Below are 18003 nucleotides of genomic sequence, written 5' to 3' on the forward strand. Positions count from 1 at the left end.
GGAGATGAACGGCCGATGACGGCCTGATGCAGGCGGTGCCGGGCCCGGCCCGTGCCGCTAGTCTCACTAGGGGTCACCACAACATCACGGGACACGTGGGAGGCGACGCTGAACACCACGACGCTCCACCCTCGAAGGCTTCCCCCGCGGCGGACCCGGCTGCGCGGGCTGTTCGTCCTGGCCCTCCTCGCCGCCCTCCTCGGCCCCGTCCCCTCGGCGGCCGGGAGCGCACCGCCCCGGCACGACGTGGTCACGTGGGCCACCAGCGCGTTCCGGCTGGGCACGGGCGTGCCCGACCGCGCCTACCGGCTGGTCGTGCACACCAGCGTCGGCGGCGACCGGATGCGCGTACGGCTCTCCAACGCCTTCGGTGACCGGCCGCTGACCTTCGACAGCGTGTACGCCGGCCTCCAGCGGGAGGGCGCCGCCCTGGTCCCCGGCAGCAACCGACGGCTCACCTTCGACGGCCGCACGAGCGTGACGGTCCCGCCCGGCGGCCTCGTCCTCAGCGACCCGCTCCCGGGACGGATCCGCGCCCGCACCAACCTGGTCGTCAGCCTCCACAGTCCCGACGCGGCCGGCCCCGCTACCGGACACCGGCTGGCCATGCAGACCTCGTACGTCACCCAGGGCGACCACACCGCCGACGAGTCCGCCACCCCTTGGACGACGACCGTCACGTCGTGGTTCTACCTGGACGCCGTCACCGTCCGCACCCCCGCCCGCACCGGCGCGGTCGTCGCGCTCGGCGACTCCATCACCGACGGCTGGGAGTCCACCACCGACCTCAACCGACGCTGGCCCGATCACCTCTCCCGCCGCCTCCAGCACTCCCTCGCCACCACCGTCCGCGGCGTGGCCAACGCGGGCATCTCCGCCAACAAGGTGCTCGCCGACACCGCCTCGCCCAGCGCCCTGAACCGCCTCGACCGGGACGTGCTGTCCCACCCGGGCGTCCGCACGGTCCTGCTGTTCGAGGGCGTCAACGATCTCAAGGCGCACACCGGCGTCACGGCCCAGGACCTGATCGACGGCTACCGCCTGCTCACCGACCGCGTCCACGCTGCCGGTCACTGCGTGGTCGCCGCCACGATCGCGCCGTTCAAGGGCTGGCCCGAGTGGGACCCGGCGGCCGAGGCGGTCCGCCAGGAGGTCAACGCGTTCATCCGCACCGAAGGACTGTTCGACGCCGTGGCCGACTTCGACCGGGCGGTGCGCGACCCCGGCGACCCCGAGTCCATCCGGCCCGCCTACGACAACGGCGACCACCTCCACTTCACCGACGAGGGGATGCTGGCGATGGCCGACGAGGTCCGCCTGAAGGACCTGGAGTGCGCCTCGGGGCCCGGGCGCTGACCCCGCCCGGCGCTCCCCGGAAGGACCACGCGACCCGGTGTCCGGTGCACCGGGCGCGGCCGGAACAATGCAGGTCCCGGCACGGTTCTCACTGAGGAACGTCGCAGCACACCTGGGAGAAGGGCGACACACGATGACAAGGACCGAGGAGAAGGCGCTGCTCGCGGGCGGATGCTTCTGGGGCATGCAGGAGCTGATCCGCACGCTGCCGGGCGTGCTGAGCACCCGGGTGGGATACAGCGGCGGCGACGTCCCCGACGCGACCTACCGCAACCACGGCACCCACGCCGAGTCCATCGAGATCACCTACGACCCGGCGGTCACCGACTACCGGACGATCCTGGAGTACTTCTTCCAGATCCACGACCCGTCCACGAAGAACCGCCAGGGCAACGACATCGGCATGAGCTACCGCTCCGCGATCTTCTACTACGACGACGAGCAGAAGCGCGTCGCCGAGGAGACCATCGCCGACGTCGACGCGTCCGGGCTGTGGCCGGGCAAGGTGGTCACCGAGGTGACCCCGGCCGGGGACTTCTGGGAGGCCGAGCCGGAGCACCAGGACTACCTCCAGCGCTACCCGGACGGCTACACCTGCCACTTCCCGCGGCCCAACTGGCGCCTGCCGAGGCGCGCGGCGTCCTGAGCCGACGGCGGCACACGACAGGGGGCGCGCCCGCACGGCGGGCGCGCCCCCTTCGTCGTGCACACGGCTGACGTGCCGTCACACCACCTGCGCGATCAGCTCCTGGAGGTACAGCCCGCGTGCCGCGTCCGGGGCGGTCGTGACGCCGGTGCGCACCGCCGTCGCGAACTCCCGGCGCAGCACCGGCCAGCACTCCTCGTGGTCGATCTCCGCCGTGTCGTACACCAACGGCTGTCCGGCGCCGAACAGTTCGACGCGGGTGACCGCCCGGGGCACGTTCACCGCGCCGGACAGCGACGCCTGGCTGACCGCGCCGTTCTCGTGCTCGCAGGTCAGCTCCAGCCAGCTACGGGTGTCGCCGGTGCCACGGATCGCCTTGACCGGCCCGACCGCCGCGTCCAGCAGGTCCAGCAGATGCGGGCCCAGGTCCAGCAGCGCACCCTGCTCCAGCCGCCAGCCCGTCGCGAACTCCCCGCCGAGGAAGGCGCCGTGGAGATAGCAGGAGCGGGCGCCGGATACCTCGACGTCCCGCGCGGCGGCGAGGAACGCCCGGGTCACCGGGTGGTACCGCTTGGTCAGCACGAGCTGCGAGACCACGCCGGAATCGGCCACCGCGTCCGCGACGCGCCGGGCCGTGTCCAGGTCGGGCCCGAGCGGTTTCTCCAGCAGCAGCGCCCTGCCGCGTCCCGCGGCGAGGGGCGCCAGCTCGGCCTGCACGGCGGGCGGCACGGCGAACGCCACCGCCTCGCACCGGTCGAGCAGCTCTTCGAAGGAGCCGGCCACGTCGGCCCCGTACGGGGCGGCCGTCGCGTGCGCCGCCTCGGTGCGGCGGGCCCACACGGCGGTGAGCCGGGTCTCGGGTCCTGCGGCGAGGATACGGGCGTGCATGGCGCGGGCCCAGGGGCCCGCGCCGACCAGGCCGACCTCGACGGGCCGGCGGGTCCAGGGGGAGAAGGTCACGGTCGTCCTGACTGAGGCGTGAGGATCCGGGCGAGCCGGGCGTCCGCACGGGCGGGGGAGTAGAGGTGCTCGACGACCGTGGTCGCGGCCCCTATGAGGCCGGCGTGGTCGCCGAGGCGGGAGGTGACGATCTGGAGGTTGGCCGTGGTGCGGGGCATGGCCCGCTGGTAGAGCAGTTCGCGCACCCCGGTCATGAACGGCACTCCGGACAGGTCCCCGGCGAGCATCAGCACCCCGGGGTTGAGCAGGGTGACGACGGTGACGAGGACCTCGCCCACCCGGCGGCCCGCCTCCCGGGCGAGCCGGATCGCGTCCGGATGCCCCTCGGCGAGCAGCCGCCTGACGTCGGAGCCGGACGCGGCGTTCCCGTCCGCCCCGGACAGCTCCTTCGCCAGGGCCCGGCCGCTCGCCACGGCCGCCAGACAGCCGTACGAGCCGCACATGCACAGCGCGTCGGTGCGGTCGTGCACCCGGATGTGTCCGATGTCGCCGGCGCCGCCGTCGATGCCCCGGTAGACGTGGCCTTCGACGACCACGCCGGCGCCGATGCCGGTGGAGACCTTCACCAGCACGAAGGCGCCGCAGTCCCGGTGGTTGGCCTGCTGCTCGGCCAGCGCCATCAGGTTGGCGTCGTTGTCCACCAGGACGGGCACCGGGCCGCTCTCCAGGCTCGCGCCCACGTGCCGCGCGTACGCGTCCTGGAGGCGCTCGCGGATGGGGTAACGGTCCCAGCCGGGCATGATGGGCGGCTCGACGACCCGGCCGACCTCCCAGTCGACCGGGCCGGGCACCGACAGACCCACCCCGCAGACACGGGACGCGTCGGCGCCCGCCGCGGCGATCAGGTCGGGGAACCACCGGGCGACATGGTCCAGGACGTGGTCCGGTCCCTCGGTGATGTCCAGCGGCCCGGTGTGCTCGGCGAGGATCGTGCCCGTCAGGTCGAGCACCGCCGCCCGGGCGTGCCGTGTCTCCAGGTCCACGGCGAGCACCGAGGCGTGCGCGGGGTCGAAGACGATCCGCTCCGAGGGGCGGCCGCCGGTGGAGGCGCCCGTGGTGTGCCGCAGCCAGCCGGCCCCGTTGAGCAGGTCGAGCCGCTGCCCCACGGTGGACCGGGACAGCCCGGTCGCGCGTTGCAGGGCGGCCCGGGTGTTGGCGCGTCCGCTGCGGATCAGGTCCAGCAGTCCGCCCGCGCTGACCGGCTGCGGCGTCGTCACACGTTCCCCCATGGCGTCAGCTCTTGTCGGCGCCGCTGGTGAGGCCTTCGGTGAGCAGCCGTTCGGCGGCGAAGAACAGGAATACCACGGGGATGGTCAGCACCACCGAACCGGCCATCAGAACCGTCTTGGGCACCTCGACGCCGTTGGAGAGCTGCGCGAGACCGAGCGACACCGTCCACTTGTCGGGGTCGGCGGCCAGGAACAGCAGGGCGAAGAGGAACTCGTTCCAGGCGATCATGAAGACGTACAGGCCGGTCGCCATCAGCGAGGGCAGCGCGAGCGGCAGGATCACCTTGCGCACGGTCTGGAGCCGGCTGCACCCGTCCAGGGCCGCCGCCTCCTCGATCGAGTACGGGATGGTGACCAGGTAGTTCTTCAGCATGTAGACCGACACCGGCACCGTCTGCGCCACGTAGACCACGGCGAGGCCCACCAGGCTGGACGACAGCCCCATCCTGGCGAAGATCACGAACAGCGGGACGGCGAGCAGCGTCGCGGGGAACAGGTAGACGGCCAGGAACAGGGCGCTGACCTGCCGGTGCCCGAAGAACTTCAGCCGGCTCACCGCGTAGGCGCCGGGCACCGCGGCGGCGAGGGTCAGCAGCACCGTGCCCAGGGACACCAGCGCCGAGTTGAGCAGGAAGCGCACGAAGCCCTGCCCGCCGGCGTCGGTGGAGCGCATGACGTCCTGGTAGGTGGCGACCGTGAAGTCCTTCGCCGACAGCCACAGCGACCCGGGGTCCAGCAGCAGCGCGTCGATGGGCTTCAGGGACAGCAGGAGCATGTAGTAGAAGGGCAGCAGGGTGATCGCCGCGAGGAACGCGATGACCAGCCACTTCAGGACGCCGAGGACGCGGTCCTCGACCTGGGCCCGGGACAGGGCGGTCTTGCCGGTCACGCTTCCTCCTGGACCTTGTTGCCGAAGAACTTGAAGTAGAAGCCCAGCAGGATCATCAGTGAGGCGGCCAGCACGAGGGCCTGGGCCGCGGCGGCGCCGACGTCGTAGCGGGCGGTGAGGAAGTCGTAGACCCGGACGGCCGCGACGTCGGTGCCGGCGCCGCCGCCGGTCAGCAGGTAGACGTCGTCGAACTTGTTGAAGGTCATGATGAACCGCAGCACGCACAGCAGCGCGATCACCGGCATCAACTGGGGGAGCAGGATGTGCCGGAAACGCTGGAGCGGCGTCGCGCCGTCCACGGTCGCGGCCTCCTCCAGGACGGAGGGCACGGCCTGGAGCCGGGCGAGGATGAACAGGAACGCGAAGGGGAAGTACCGCCAGCACTCGAACGCGATGACGGTCAGCAGTGCGAGCGGTATGTCGAAGTGCGCCCCGAGGAGGTTCACCTCGTACTCGCGGGTGGAGAGGAAGGCGATGGGGTCGTCCCAGCCGAACAGGCGGCGGCCCCAGTCGTTGACGATGCCGTACTGCGGGCTGAGCGCCACCTCCCACACGAACGCGACGGCCACCACGGGCGCCACGTACGGCAGCAGCATCGCGGCCCGGAGCAGGCCGCGTCCGCGGAACGGCTTGCGCAGCGCGAGCGCGGCGACCAGCCCGAGCAGGACGGAGCCGGCGGTGCTGCCCGCGGTGTAGATGAGGGTGGTCTTCAGGCTCGACCAGAAGCCGGCCGAGGCGAACACGTCGCCGAAGTTGTCCAGCGACCAGTTGCCGAACAGGCCCATGCCCTGGATGTCGACGAGCTTGGCGTCCTGGAAGGCCAGCAGCACCGTCCAGACGATGGGCAGGACGACCACCACCAGGACGACCAGGAAGGTGGGGGAGACGAAGGCCAGGCCCGCGCGGTTGGCGCGGCTTCGGGCGGTCGCGGGGCGGCGGCCCGGCCGGCCGGGGCCGCCCGTGGGCCGGGGCGACGGGGTCCGGCGCTTCTGTGCGCCGGCGGGGGCTGTTGTCATGGAAGGACCTTTGCGGCGTGCGTGCGGGCGGCTGCTACTGGAGGGACTGCTGCAGTTCGGAGATCTCTTCGTCGGCCTCGCGTGCCGTCTCCTCGGGGGAGGACTGGCCGCTGGTCATCGCGCCCACGGCCTTGGGTACGGGCAGTTCGCCGTTGGTCGCGCCGACCAGGGCGCCGTCGCCCTGGGTGATGCCCCAGCGGCGCAGGTTGGTGATGCCGTCGGCGAGCTGGTCGAGCAGTTCGGGCGGGTAGACCTCGTCGAACGGCTTCTTGGTGTCGACGCCGATCTCGCTGTTGCGCCAGGCGTCGAGGTAGCGGTCGGGGTCCTCCTGGGTGCCGCGCCGGACCGGGATCTTGCCCTCGGGGGCCATGCCGAACCACGACTCGTAGCCGTCGCTCGTCATGTACTGGATGAATTCGCGGGAGGCGTCCGTCTCGGCGGTCTTCGTCGTCACCCAGGAGGTGATCTCGCCGAACTGCGCGGGCTCGGCGGCGTCCGGGCCCTTGAGGGAGGTCACGATGCCGCTGTGGTCGGCCAGGAAGCGCGGGTCCTTCCGGCACTCGGGGCAGCTGGGCAGCGCGTCCTTGCGCAGGCCGGCCAGTTCGTCCAGCAGGAACGAGGACCAGACGATCATCGAGGACCGGCCGGAGAAGTAGGTCGCGCGGGTGGAGTCCACGGTCTGCGTGCCGGGGGCGCCGTACTCCCGGGCCAGCTTGTCGTAGGTGCGGAACGCCGTCTGGCACTGCGGTGAGTCGAGAGCCACCTCGTGCGCGTCGTCGACGAGCTGGCAGTCGTTGGCGAGGGCGATGCTCTCGAAGCTCTGCGAGGTGAAGACGTCACCCGGGTCGGTCGCCGCCGAGACGCCGTCGTGGCCCTTGGTGGTGAGGGCCTCCGCGGCGGTCAGCGCCCGCTCGTACGTGTCGGGCGCGGCGAGCTTCTTCTTGTCGAAGTCGTCCTGACGGTACACCAGCAGCTGGAGCCAGGAGTCGGAGGGGACGCTGAGGCTGGTCGCGCCGTCCGAGGTCAGCTCGAGGGCGTTGGCGTTGAAGGTGTCCCGCCCGTGCCCGTCGATGACCTGCTTCGGGATCTCGGTGTCGAGCAGCCCGTTGCTGTACATCTGCCAGACCTGTCCCATCGGCACGGCGCCGATGACGTCGGGCAGTTCACCGGCCGCCGCGGCGGACATGATCAGCTGGGGCAGCTGGCCTTCGTCGACCGTGACGAGCTGGACGTCGATCCCGGTCTTCTTCTCGAACCCGGCGACGGTCTTCCGTGTCGCCGCGGCCCGGTCCGGGAGGTTCTCCAGGGACCACACCTTGATCTCGCGGTCCGGGGCGCCGGGCCCGGTGCCGCCGGTGGAACAGCCGGCCAGCAACCCGCTTCCCAGGGCTGCCGCGACGCCGACCGCGGTCATCCGCGACCGCAGGGTCCTCAAGCGCATTGCACGTCCTTGTGTCGACTTACGTCTGCTGACAGCGCATCTCAGCATCACTTTTGCTTGTTGACAAGACATAAGTAAGAGCTATCGTCGACGCAACCCGCCCACCACACCCTCCGGAGAGCCATCCGTGGAACGCGTCGTCCAGTTCACCGGCCCCCGTCATGTGGAGATCGCCGAGCACGAGAGAGAACCCCTGCCGCCGGGTCATCTGCGCGTGCGCACCCGCTACTCGGGCATCTCCGCGGGCACCGAACTCACCGCGTACCGCGGCACCAACCCGTATCTGACCCGCACCTGGGACCCGGAGGCTCGCCTCTTCCGCGAGGGTGCGGCCGGCATCGAGTACCCGGTGGCCGGCTGGGGTTACTCCGAGGTCGGCGAGGTCGTCGAGGTCTCCCCGGAGCTGGACGGCACTCCCGGACTTCCCGTCACGGGAGACCTCATATGGGGCATATGGGGGCATCGCAGCGAAGGAATCGTCCCCGCCGAACGTGTCATCGGTCACACCCTCCCGGAGGGACTCGACCCGCTGGCCGGAGCCTTCGCCCGGGTCGGCGCCATCGCCCACAACGCCGTCCTGGCCGGCGACATCCACCTCGGCGAGGACGTGGCCGTCTTCGGGCAGGGCGTCATCGGCCTGCTCACCACCCGTCTCGCCCAGCTGAACGGCGCCCGCGTCACCGCCGTCGACGCCCTCGACGGCCGCCTCGAGACGGCCCGCCGCTACGGCGCCCACACCACGCTGAACGCCCGCACCGACCAGGTCGCCGAACGCGTCCGCGAGGCCACCGGCGGACTCGGCGCCGACCTCGCCATCGAGATCAGCGGCGCCTACCCCGCCCTGCACGAGGCCCTGCGCTCCGTCGCGGTCGGCGGACGCGTCGTCGCCTCCGGCTTCTACCAGGGCGACGGGACAGGCCTCCGGCTCGGCGACGAGTTCCACCACAACCGCGTCCAGCTCGTCTGCTCCCAGATCGGCGGCGTGCCGCCCCAGCTCTCCGGACGCTGGAGCGTCGAGCGCCTCCAGCGCACCTTCCTGCGGCTGGTCGCCGAGGGCCAGGTCGACGTCACCTCCCTGGTCAGCCATGTCGTTCCGGCCGCCGACGCGGCGGACGCCTACGTCCTGCTGGACGAGCGCCCCGCCGAGGCCCTTCAGGTCGTCCTGGAATTCTGAGAGCCCGAAAGGCCCCCACATGCTCAAGACCGCCGCACAGGAGCAACTCCTGCCCGGAGACACCCTCCAGGCCAAATGGGAGTTCGCCCAACAGGCCGGATACGACGCGATCGAACTCCGCGGCAAGGGCGACCTGCACTTCGCCTCCCGCCTCGACGAGCTGAAGCAGGCACGCAAGGACGGCGTCGTCATGCCGACCGTGTGCGTCGACATGCTCCACTTCCTCGGCGCGTTCGACGAGGACCTGCGCCGCGACGCCATCACCCAGATGAAGTCCCAGCTCACCGTCATCGCCGAGATCGGCGGCACCGGCGCGCAGACCCCCGCCTCCTACGGCATGTTCTCCCGCCGCCTGCCGCCCTTCGAACCGCCGCGCGACGAGGCCGAGGACCGCGAGATCCTCCTGGCCGGTCTGACCGAACTCGGCGAGCACGCGGGCCGGGAAGGTGTCACGCTCTTCCTCGAACCGCTCAACCGCTACGAGGACCACATGGTCAACCGCCTCGACCAGGCCGCCGACCTGATCCGTGCCACCGGCCTCGACTCGGTACGCATCGGCATCGACAGCTACCACATGAACATCGAGGAGTCCGACCCCGCCGCCGCGATCCTCGCCCACGCCGACCTCATCGGCCACGCGCAGGTCTCCGACTCCAACCGCTTCCAGCCCGGCGCGGGACACCTCGACTGGCGCGCCTGGCTCACCGCCCTGCACACCATCGGCTACGACGGCCACCTCGCCCTGGAATGCCGGCTCACCGGCGACCCCGTGGAGGCCGTCCGCTCAGTCCCCGCCTTCCTGAAGAGGTCCGGCGCGTGAAGACCACCCTCCTCGACCGGCAGACCCCCCTCGGCCGGCCCGCGCCCACCGCGCCCGCAGACCACCTGACACTGCGGCGCGGTGCGGCGCGGGTCCTCCTCGGCAACTGGACCGGCGCCTCCACCGTCCCCTCCCGCACCCTCTACCCCCACCAGTGGAGCTGGGACTCGGCGTTCATCGCCATCGGCCTGCGCCACCTCTCCGTGCGCCGCGCCCAGCAGGAACTCGAGTCCCTACTGGCCGGCCAGTGGGCCGACGGACGCGTCCCGCACATCGTGTTCAACCCCGGCGTCCCGTACGGCGCCTACTTCCCGAGCCCCGACTTCTGGCAGTCCTCCCGCGCGGGCCGCGACGCGGGCGCCCCCGCCGCGCCCGAGACCTCCGGCATCGTGCAGCCCCCGGTGCACGCCCTCGCCGCCTGGCTGGTCCACTGCGCCGACCCAGCAGAGTCCGCACGGCGCGGCTTCCTGGCCCGCGTGCTGCCCCGCCTCACCGCCTGGCACGACTACCTCCTGACCCGCCGTGACCTCGGCGGCGGGGGACTGGCGGCGGTCGTCCACCCGTGGGAACCCGGCATGGACAACAGCCCCGCCTGGGACCGCGCCCTCGCCCGCGTCGAACCGGCCGCCGGCACCTTCCGCCGCGCCGACCTCGACCACGGCGACCCCGCCGACCGGCCCACCGACCTGGACTACGGCCGCTACGTGCGGCTCGCGTCCACCTACCGCGCGGCCGGCTACGACGACCGGGCCACCGGCCACGAGTTCGCCCTGGAGGACCCCGGTTTCAACGCGCTCCTCGTCACCGGCGAACTCGCCCTGGCCCGCATGGCGGACCACCTCGGACAGGACGGCGCCCGCCACACGGAACGCGCCGCCGAGCTGACCCACAGGCTCGTGGACCGCCTGTGGGACGGCGACGCCGGGATCTTCCGCGCGCGCGACCTCGTGAACGACACCCTCGTCGACCACACCGGCGTCGCCGGACTCCTCCCGCTCGTCGTGCCCGGCCTGCCCGCAGACGTCGTCCGCGCGCTGACGGACACCCTGGACGGCCCGCGGTTCCGGGCCCCCGCCACCGGACTCGTCCCCAGCAACGACCTGACCGGACCGTCCTTCGACGCCACCCGCTACTGGCGCGGCCCCGCCTGGTTCAACACCGCCTGGCTCGTCGAACGCGGGCTGCGCACCCACGGCCGGGACGCGCGCGCCCGGAGCCTGCGCGAGGCGGTGGTCGCGGAGGCCGGACGCACCGCCTTCGCCGAGTACGTCGACCCGCTGACCGGCGGGGCCCGCGGCGCCCGGCAGTTCTCCTGGACGGCCGCTCTCGCCCTGGACCTGCTCCACACGGGCCACGACCCGGACCTGACGCCGGCCGACCACGCACCGGCCCCGGCGCTCACCGGGCACGACCTGCCGCTCACCGACCAAGAGGAGCTCTCCCGATGACCGAGACCACCGGGCGCGTGCAGCTCGTGCACGACGGCACGCTCGCCCGACTGGGCCCGGCCGGCGACATCGACGGCGTGGGCGGCACCGCGCCGGACGGACTGTTCGCCCACGACGCGCGCCACCTCAGCCGCTGGCAGCTCCGCGTCTCCGGGGCCGCGCCGGTCACGCTCCGGCCGGCCGAGGAGGACCCGGCCGGGGCCTCGTCCGTCAGCGTCCTCACACCCCCCGGCACCCGCGAGGCGCCTCCCGCCTACACGGTGTTCCGCGACCAGAGCGTGACGGGCGGGGTCCTCACCGAGCGCCTGACCTTCGTCAGCAACCTCCCCGAGCCGGTCACCGCAGAGCTGGAGCTCACCGCCGACGCCGACTTCGCCGACCTGTTCGAACTCCGCGCCGACCGGCGGACGTACGAGAGGCAGGGCGCCGAGCACAGTGCCCAGCCGGTGCACGGCGGCGTGCGGTTCGACTACCGCAGGGACGACTGGCACGCCCGTACGGTCGTGGAGTGCGCGCCCGCCCCCGACTCCGTGCGCGAGACGCCGGACGGCGGCACCGCCCGCACCCTGCGCTGGCGGCTCTCCCTGGAGCCCCATGGCCGGGCCGAGCTGCGCCTGGTCGTGCACGCCCGCCCGCACGCCCCGGTCCCGCCCGTCCCCCGCAAGCCGGACCAGGCCCGGCCGACCCCGGGGCCCGGCGCGTCCGACCTGGACCGCGCCTTCGACCAGGGCATGACCGACCTCGACCTGCTGACGGTCCACGCCGCCGGCGTCGACGGCGAGGACCTCGCGGTCCCCGCGGCCGGCAGCCCTTGGTTCCTCACCCTGTTCGGCCGGGACTCCCTCCTCACCTCGCACTTCCTGCTGCCCTACGCGCCGGAGACCGCGGCGGCCACGCTCAGCGCGCTCGCCGCCACCCAAGGACGGACCTACGACGCGTTCCGCGGCGAGCAGCCGGGCCGCATCGTCCACGAGGTCCGCAAGGGCGAACTCGCCCACTTCCGGCAGATCCCCTACGCGCGCTACTACGGCACCGTCGACGCCACGCCCCTCTTCCTGGTCCTGCTGCACGCCCACCACGAGACCACCGGCGACCGCACGCTCGCCGCGCGTCTGGAGCAGCACGCCCGCCGCGCCGTCGACTGGATGCTCACCGACGGCGGGCTCCAGGAGCGCGGCTACCTCGTCTACACCCCGGACCCGGGCGGCCTGCTCAACCAGAACTGGAAGGACTCCCCGGGCTCCATCTGCTTCGCCGACGGCACGGTCGCCGAGGGCCCGCTCGCCGTCTCCGAGGTGCAGGGCTACGCCTACGACGCCCTGCTGCGCACAGCCCGGCTGGCCAGGGACGTCTGGGACGACGAGGACTACGCCCGCCGCCTCGACGACCTCGCGGCGGGACTGCGCGAGCGTTTCCTGCGGGACTTCTGGATGCCGGAGGCCGGCTTCCCCGCGCTCGCCCTGGACGGCGCGGGCCGGCAGGCCGACGCCCTGGGCTCCGACGCGGGCCATCTGCTGTGGTCGGGGATTCTCGACGAGGAGCGGGCCCGCGCCACCGGGCGGCGGCTGCTGGAGCCGGACTTCTTCTCCGGCTGGGCCGTGCGGACCCTGGCGGGCGGACAGGCGCCCTACCACCCGCTGTCGTACCACCGCGGCAGCGCCTGGCCGCACGACAACGCCCTGATCGCGCTGGGCCTGGCCCGGTACGGCCTCGGTGACGAGGTGCACGCCCTCGCCGACGGGCTCGCAGCGGCCGCCGCCCGCTGCGGCTACCGGCTGCCCGAGGTCTTCGCCGGCTACGGCCGCGCGGACGCCCCCGCCCCGGTGCCGTACCCGCACTCCTGCTCGCCGCAGGCGTGGGCGGCGGCCACCCCGGCGGCCCTGCGTACCGCGCTCGGCCAGGTGTGACGGAAAGGGGCCCCTTCCTTCGCGGGAGGGGCCCCTTTTTCCGTGGACGTCAGCTTTCCGAGGGAGGCGTCAGCTTCGCGAGGGAGGCGTCAGCTTCGTGAGGCCGGGCGTCAGCCGAACTGGCCCGGCTGGTAGTCGCCCGCGGGCTGCTGGTTGATGACGTTGATCCGGTTGTAGGCGTTGATGATCGCGATGAGCGAGATCAGCGCGGCGAGCTGGTCCTCGTCGTAGTGCTTCGCGGCGGCGGCCCACGCCTCGTCGGAGACGCCGCCGGCCGCGTCCGCGATGCGGGTGCCCTGCTCGGCGAGTTCGAGCGCGGCGCGCTCCGCCTCCGTGAAGACGGTGGCCTCGCGCCAGGTGGCGACCAGGTTGAGACGCAGCTGGGTCTCGCCCGCGGCGGCGGCGTCCTTGGTGTGCATGTCGGTGCAGAAGCCGCAGCCGTTGATCTGGCTGGCGCGGATCTTCACCAGCTCCTGGGTGGCGTGCGGCAGACCGGCGTCCCCCGCTGCCTTGCCCGCCGAGTTGATGTGCCGCAGCACCTTGCCGGCGACGGGGTTGGCGAAGAAGTCGATACGCGCGTTCATGTGCTCTCCAAGGTCGGTCCGTCGTTACGGTGTCGCTTCACTGACGGAACAGCCCGGCGATGTGTGACAGCCCTCGTTGTGTGACCTGCGTCACATCGCTCTGTGTCGTCGTACGACGTGGCGTCCGGCGGGCACCGGACCTGCCGATAACCTTTCCGGGTGGACGGGGAGCGGGGGTGCCGGGTGGGCGAGCATCGGGAACGCGACTGGACGGCGATGACGCCCGGGGACTTCGACAGCGAGGCCCCGCTCTGCCTCAACGTGGGCACCGGTCCCGTCGTCGTCCCCGCCGAACCGGACGAGTACGGCACCGCCCCGCTCTTCGGCGACGAGGTCCCGGAGCGCCGCCCCGCCCCGCGCCGCCCCGCCCCGCGCCGCGTCACCCCCGACGCCCAGCAGGGGCAGCTCTTCTGACCGCGGGACGCCTCCGGTGCACGCCGGCGTGAAATCGGTGTGCCTTGAAACCGGTGTGAGGGGTACGCGGCGGGAGCGGTCGGACCACGGAGAGGGAGGGTGCGCGAGGACTCGCACGCCGTGACGCGGGGGCCGGGGCCCGAGTTCACTCCATCGGCGGGCGTCTCCTGCGCGGGACAACGAGCCATGAGACGTTGACGGAGGTCGACGTCCTTTTCGCACCTTGCGTCCCGAGGTCACCCGCAGCCGGCAAGTGAAGCAGCACGGCCACCCCGACGTGGCCGGTCCGAAGCGGAGGAGCATTCACCCATGAGCGAGGCCAACCCCGTCCGTCGCGCCGCCAAGAAGGTCGCCGAGACCCTGCAGGGCGGCGCGTCGGCTCCGGCCGACGGCATCCCCGGCCGTCCCGCCCCCGAACCGCCCACGGTGGAGCGGCCGGTGGAACCCCGTGAGCCGCTGCCGCCCAAGCCCGACCAGAGCGGTCCGGACACCGTCTCGCCCACCGGATCCCCCACGGGCGCCGACCAGGCGCGCATGGCCCAGTCCGGCAGCCATCTGACGAACGCCCAGGGCACCCGGCTGTACGACACCGACCACTCGCTCAAGGCGGGCCCGCGCGGCCCGGTCCTGCTCCAGGACCACCATCTGCGCGAGAAGATCATGCACTTCGACCACGAGCGCATCCCGGAGCGCGTGGTCCACGCCCGCGGCGCCGGCGCGCACGGCGTCTTCCAGAGCTACGGCACGGCCTCCGCCGTGACCAAGGCCGGTTTCCTCGCCCCGGACGTCGAGACGCCGGTCTTCGTGCGCTTCTCCACGGTCGTCGGCTCGCGCGGCTCCGCCGACACCGTCCGCGACACCCGCGGCTTCGCGACGAAGTTCTACACCAGCGAGGGCGTCTTCGACCTGGTCGGCAACAACATCCCGGTCTTCTTCATCCAGGACGCCATCAAGTTCCCCGACGTCGTGCACGCCGCCAAGCCGCACCCCGACCGGGAGATCCCGCAGGCCCAGAGCGCCCACGACACCTTCTGGGACTTCGTCTCGCTGCACACCGAGGCCACCCACCACACCATCTTCTTCATGGGCGACCGCGGCATCCCGCGCTCGTACCGGATGATGGAGGGCTTCGGCGTCCACACCTTCCGCCTCGTCGACGCGGAGGGGAAGACCACCCTGGTGAAGTTCCACTGGAAGCCCAAGCTGGGCGTGCACTCCCTGGTGTGGGACGAGGCGCAGCTCATCAACGGCAACGACCCCGACTTCCACCGCCGGGACCTCGCCGACGCGATCGAGGCGGGCGCCCACCCGCAGTGGGAGCTGGGCATCCAGACCTTCCCCGACACCCCGGACCAGACCTTCGAGGGCATCGACCTGCTCGACCCGACGAACATCGTGCCGGAGGAACTGGCCCCGGTGCAGCCGATCGGGCTGATGACGCTCAACCGCAACCCGTCGAACTTCTTCGCCGAGACCGAGCAGGTCGCCTTCCACGTCGGCCACCTCGTGCCCGGCATCGACGTCACGGACGACCCGCTGCTCGCGGGCCGGCTGTTCTCCTACCTCGACACCCAGATCACCCGGCTCGGCGGCCCCAACTTCCCGCAGCTGCCCATCAACCGGCCGCACGCGCCCGTCAACGACATGCTGCGCGACGGCATGCACCAGACCGCCGTGCACCGGGGCGTCGCGCCCTACCAGCCCAACTCCCTCGACGGCGGCTGCCCGTTCACCGCGGGCGCCGACATGAGCGCCTACGTCGAGACGCCCGTGACCGTCCCCGAGGGACGGAAGGTGCGCGAGGCGCCCGAGTCCTTCTCCGACCACTTCAGCCAGCCCCGCCGCTTCTGGCTGTCCATGAGCCCGGTCGAGCGCGAGCACATCATCGGCGCGTACACCTTCGAGCTGGGCAGGTGCTACGAGGAGGCCATCCGGGTGCGCACCCTCCAGGTGCTCGCCAACATCGACCCCGAGCTGTGCTCCCGGGTCGCCGACGGCCTCGGCCTGCCCGCGCCGGAGCCGACGGTGCCGCTCGCCGACGTCGAGCCGAGCCCGGCCCTGTCGCAGGTCGGCGGGACCTGGCCGGTCGACGGGCGCGTCATCGGCATCCTCACCGGCCCGGACGGCGACCTCGAGGGGGTGCACGCGGTGCGGGACGCCGTGCTGGAGGCCGGCATGATCCCGCTGGTCGTCGCGCCGACGGGCGGTACGGTCGGTACGGGCGACCACGCCCTGACAGCACAGCGCAGCCATGTCACGGCCCGGTCGATCGAGTTCGACGCGGTGATGCTGGCCGGGCCGCCCGCGGCGGGGCCGGACGCGCCGGGGGCGACGGACGGGAAGGGCGCGCCGGGTGCCCCGCCGGCCGCGCCGGACCCGCGGGTCGTCCAGCTGCTCCAGGAGGCGTTCCGGCACGGGAAGGCGATCGCCGCGTGGGCGGGCGGTGAGGCGGCGCTCGGCGCGGCGGGCGTTCCCGTCGACGCTCCGGGTGTCGTGGTGACGGACTCCGGCCCGTCGGCCCTGGACCAGGTCCGCACGCTGCTGGCCTCCCACCGGGTCTGGGAACGGTTCACCTCCGGCGGGTGAGGGCAGTGCCTACGGCCCCTGGGCCCACGGTCGCGGGGCGGCTGCGGCCGAGTGGGGCTTGATCGCGCAGTTCCCCGCGCCCCTCGGGTGGGCTGCACTCGCCGTGAGTGCACACCCTCAGGGGCGGGGGAACTGCGCGCTCGGCCCCACCGGACCCGCTCTCGGAAACGGACCGGCACCACCGCGAAGGGGCGCGGGGAACTGCGCGATCAAGCCCCCACCGGGCCCCCACGTGCACCGGCCCGGTGTCACCCCTCAGGGGCGCGGGGAACTGCGCGATCACCCCGAACGCCGGCCCGCAGCCGTACTCTGGAAACCCCACCCCGGAAGCCGCCCCATGTCCCACCAGGACCCCCTCTTCGGCATCGACGAGATGCCCCACCCGCCGTCGGAGCCGGTGGAACCGAGAACCACCCCCTTCCGCGACTCCCGCGAAGCCCACCGCCTCCTCGCGGTGAAGGAGATCCACGCCGAACCGGCCGCCGCGGCCTCCCCCCGAGGCCGTCAGATCCTCGCCCGTTTCCCCGAGGCCCGCCTCGTCGAGGTCCCCTCCCACTGGCGCATCCCCGACCTGCACGGCAACGAGGGCAGCGCGGACCGCTGGATGCGCGTCAAGCGGGAAACCCTCGTCCTCGGCGTGAGGAAGAGGCTCACCACCCGCCCCAACGGCCGCTCCGCGGACTGGATCGCGCCCGGCCCCTCCAACGGCTGCGCCCTTTCCTGCGTGTACTGCTACGTCCCCCGCCGCAAGGGCTTCGCCAACCCCATCACCCTCTTCACGAACATCGACGCCCTCGTCGCCCACCTGGGCCGCCACGTCGCCGCGCAGGGTCCCAAGACGGAGCCGAACCAGTGCGACCCCGAGGCGTGGGTGTACGACATCGGGGAGAACGGCGACTGCTCGGTCGACGCCCTGATCTGCGACAACACCGCCGACCTGATCCGCGCCTTCCGCGACTGGCCCACCGCGAAGGCGTCGTTCGCGACCAAGTTCGTCAACCCGGACCTGCTGGACCTGGACCCCCGTGGCCGGACCCGCATCCGCTTCTCCGTGATGCCCGCCGACGACTCCCGCCTGCTGGACCTGCGCACCAGCCCGGTGGACCGGCGGATCGCCGCCGCCGCGGACTTCCTCGACGCGGGCTACGAGGTGCACTTCAACCTGTCGCCCGTCGTGGTCCGCCCCGGCTGGCAGGACGCGTGGGACGAACTGCTGCGGCAGATGGACGACGTCCTGCCCGAGCGGGTGAAGCGCCAGGCGCTCGCCGAGGTCATCATGCTGACCCACAACGCGGACCTGCACGAGGTCAACCTCCGCTGGCACCCGCGCGGCGAGGACGTCCTGTGGCGGCCCGAGTTGCAGGAGACGAAGCGCTCGCAGAACGGCGCCCTCAACCTCCGCTACCACGCGGGCGTCAAACGCCAGGCCCTCGCGGAGCTCCGCGGGCTCATCGAACGCCGCACCCCCTGGCTGGGCGTGCGCTACGCGTTCTGAGGCGTCACCGGCCTGGAAGACTCCGCAGGCCACCCCCC

General features: G+C 72.5%; 15 protein-coding genes. 9 read left to right on the forward strand and 6 right to left on the reverse strand.

The annotated features are described in order from the left end of the window. Positions 1–246 precede the first annotated feature (246 nt). Together ACF1AG_RS26425 and msrA are read left to right on the forward strand one after the other, a co-directional pair. Complete coding sequence (locus ACF1AG_RS26425) at positions 247–1356, forward strand: SGNH/GDSL hydrolase family protein (RefSeq protein ID WP_387795127.1); 1110 nt, start codon at positions 247–249, stop codon at positions 1354–1356. A 133-nt stretch (positions 1357–1489) separates the two neighbouring features. Then, positions 1490–2002 carry a peptide-methionine (S)-S-oxide reductase MsrA gene (gene msrA, locus ACF1AG_RS26430; RefSeq protein WP_359750826.1) on the forward strand — a complete coding sequence of 171 codons (513 nt, stop codon included), beginning with the start codon at positions 1490–1492 and terminating at the stop codon, positions 2000–2002. 78 nt (positions 2003–2080) lie between these two features. On the opposite strand, the gene ACF1AG_RS26435 is transcribed toward msrA, so the two are convergent. Genes ACF1AG_RS26435 through ACF1AG_RS26455 form a run of 5 tightly spaced genes read right to left on the reverse strand, consistent with a single transcriptional unit; the run spans position 2081 to position 7537 of the window. Further along, positions 2081–2962, reverse strand: a complete 882-nt coding sequence (locus tag ACF1AG_RS26435) for a Gfo/Idh/MocA family protein (protein ID WP_387795126.1) — start codon at positions 2960–2962, stop codon at positions 2081–2083. Next, a complete protein-coding gene (locus ACF1AG_RS26440) occupies positions 2959–4191 on the reverse strand; it encodes an ROK family protein (protein ID WP_387795125.1) in 1233 nt (410 codons plus the stop codon). Before ACF1AG_RS26440 ends, ACF1AG_RS26435 begins: the two co-directional genes overlap by 4 nt. Positions 4192–4195: 4 nt before the next feature. Continuing rightward, positions 4196–5080, reverse strand: a complete 885-nt coding sequence (locus ACF1AG_RS26445; RefSeq protein WP_037643348.1) for a carbohydrate ABC transporter permease — start codon at positions 5078–5080, stop codon at positions 4196–4198. Continuing rightward, positions 5077–6096 (reverse strand): sugar ABC transporter permease, encoded by a 1020-nt coding sequence (locus tag ACF1AG_RS26450; RefSeq protein ID WP_359607522.1) that lies wholly within the window; start codon positions 6094–6096, stop codon positions 5077–5079. Before ACF1AG_RS26450 ends, ACF1AG_RS26445 begins: the two co-directional genes overlap by 4 nt. 34 nt (positions 6097–6130) lie before the next feature. Beyond that, positions 6131–7537, reverse strand: coding sequence for an extracellular solute-binding protein (locus tag ACF1AG_RS26455; protein ID WP_359607524.1), 1407 nt, complete (start codon positions 7535–7537; stop codon positions 6131–6133). 127 nt (positions 7538–7664) lie between these two features. On the opposite strand from ACF1AG_RS26455, the gene ACF1AG_RS26460 reads away from it, so the two are divergent. The 4 genes from ACF1AG_RS26460 to ACF1AG_RS26475 are packed head-to-tail and all read left to right on the forward strand — an operon-like array spanning position 7665 to position 12886. Continuing rightward, entirely contained in the window at positions 7665–8711 is a 1047-nt protein-coding gene (locus ACF1AG_RS26460; RefSeq protein WP_391810502.1) for a zinc-binding alcohol dehydrogenase, read from the forward strand. 19 nt (positions 8712–8730) lie between these two features. After that, on the forward strand, positions 8731–9531 hold the full coding sequence (locus tag ACF1AG_RS26465; protein WP_359607528.1) for a sugar phosphate isomerase/epimerase family protein: 801 nt from the start codon (positions 8731–8733) through the stop codon (positions 9529–9531). Next, on the forward strand, positions 9528–10979 hold the full coding sequence (locus ACF1AG_RS26470) for a hypothetical protein (RefSeq protein ID WP_391810503.1): 1452 nt from the start codon (positions 9528–9530) through the stop codon (positions 10977–10979). Before ACF1AG_RS26465 ends, ACF1AG_RS26470 begins: the two co-directional genes overlap by 4 nt. Then, positions 10976–12886 carry a glycogen debranching N-terminal domain-containing protein gene (locus ACF1AG_RS26475; protein WP_391810504.1) on the forward strand — a complete coding sequence of 637 codons (1911 nt, stop codon included), beginning with the start codon at positions 10976–10978 and terminating at the stop codon, positions 12884–12886. The genes ACF1AG_RS26470 and ACF1AG_RS26475 overlap by 4 nt, the downstream gene beginning before the upstream one ends. Positions 12887–12996: 110 nt before the next feature. Here the strand turns inward: ACF1AG_RS26475 and ACF1AG_RS26480 are convergent, their stop codons facing one another. Next, positions 12997–13470 carry a carboxymuconolactone decarboxylase family protein gene (locus tag ACF1AG_RS26480; protein WP_359606385.1) on the reverse strand — a complete coding sequence of 158 codons (474 nt, stop codon included), beginning with the start codon at positions 13468–13470 and terminating at the stop codon, positions 12997–12999. A 183-nt stretch (positions 13471–13653) separates the two neighbouring features. Here ACF1AG_RS26480 and ACF1AG_RS26485 point away from each other — a divergent pair, with 183 nt between their 5' ends. The 3 genes from ACF1AG_RS26485 (at position 13654) to ACF1AG_RS26495 (ending at position 17965) form a co-directional block, all read left to right on the forward strand. Then, positions 13654–13884 carry a hypothetical protein gene (locus tag ACF1AG_RS26485; protein WP_359606387.1) on the forward strand — a complete coding sequence of 77 codons (231 nt, stop codon included), beginning with the start codon at positions 13654–13656 and terminating at the stop codon, positions 13882–13884. 309 nt (positions 13885–14193) lie between these two features. Beyond that, complete coding sequence (locus ACF1AG_RS26490) at positions 14194–16470, forward strand: catalase (RefSeq protein ID WP_359606388.1); 2277 nt, start codon at positions 14194–14196, stop codon at positions 16468–16470. A 337-nt stretch (positions 16471–16807) separates the two neighbouring features. Next, positions 16808–17965: a spore photoproduct lyase family protein gene (locus ACF1AG_RS26495; RefSeq protein ID WP_391810505.1), complete on the forward strand. Its 1158-nt coding sequence runs from the start codon at positions 16808–16810 to the stop codon at positions 17963–17965. The last annotated feature ends 38 nt before the right edge of the window (positions 17966–18003 follow it).

This window comes from Streptomyces sp. NPDC014764, assembly GCF_043082785.1.
GTDB classification, from domain to species: Bacteria; Actinomycetota; Actinomycetes; order Streptomycetales; family Streptomycetaceae; genus Streptomyces; species Streptomyces althioticus.

Coding starts and splice junctions, on each gene's coding strand:
- msrA (WP_359750826.1), top strand. CDS start 1,490: ATGACAAGGACCGAGGAGAAGGCGCTGCTCGCGGGCGGATGCTTCTGG.
- ACF1AG_RS26495 (WP_391810505.1), top strand. CDS start 16,808: ATGTCCCACCAGGACCCCCTCTTCGGCATCGACGAGATGCCCCACCCG.
- ACF1AG_RS26455 (WP_359607524.1), bottom strand. CDS start 7,537: ATGCGCTTGAGGACCCTGCGGTCGCGGATGACCGCGGTCGGCGTCGCG.
- ACF1AG_RS26465 (WP_359607528.1), top strand. CDS start 8,731: ATGCTCAAGACCGCCGCACAGGAGCAACTCCTGCCCGGAGACACCCTC.
- ACF1AG_RS26490 (WP_359606388.1), top strand. CDS start 14,194: ATGAGCGAGGCCAACCCCGTCCGTCGCGCCGCCAAGAAGGTCGCCGAG.
- ACF1AG_RS26450 (WP_359607522.1), bottom strand. CDS start 6,096: ATGACAACAGCCCCCGCCGGCGCACAGAAGCGCCGGACCCCGTCGCCC.
- ACF1AG_RS26440 (WP_387795125.1), bottom strand. CDS start 4,191: ATGGGGGAACGTGTGACGACGCCGCAGCCGGTCAGCGCGGGCGGACTG.
- ACF1AG_RS26475 (WP_391810504.1), top strand. CDS start 10,976: ATGACCGAGACCACCGGGCGCGTGCAGCTCGTGCACGACGGCACGCTC.
- ACF1AG_RS26480 (WP_359606385.1), bottom strand. CDS start 13,470: ATGAACGCGCGTATCGACTTCTTCGCCAACCCCGTCGCCGGCAAGGTG.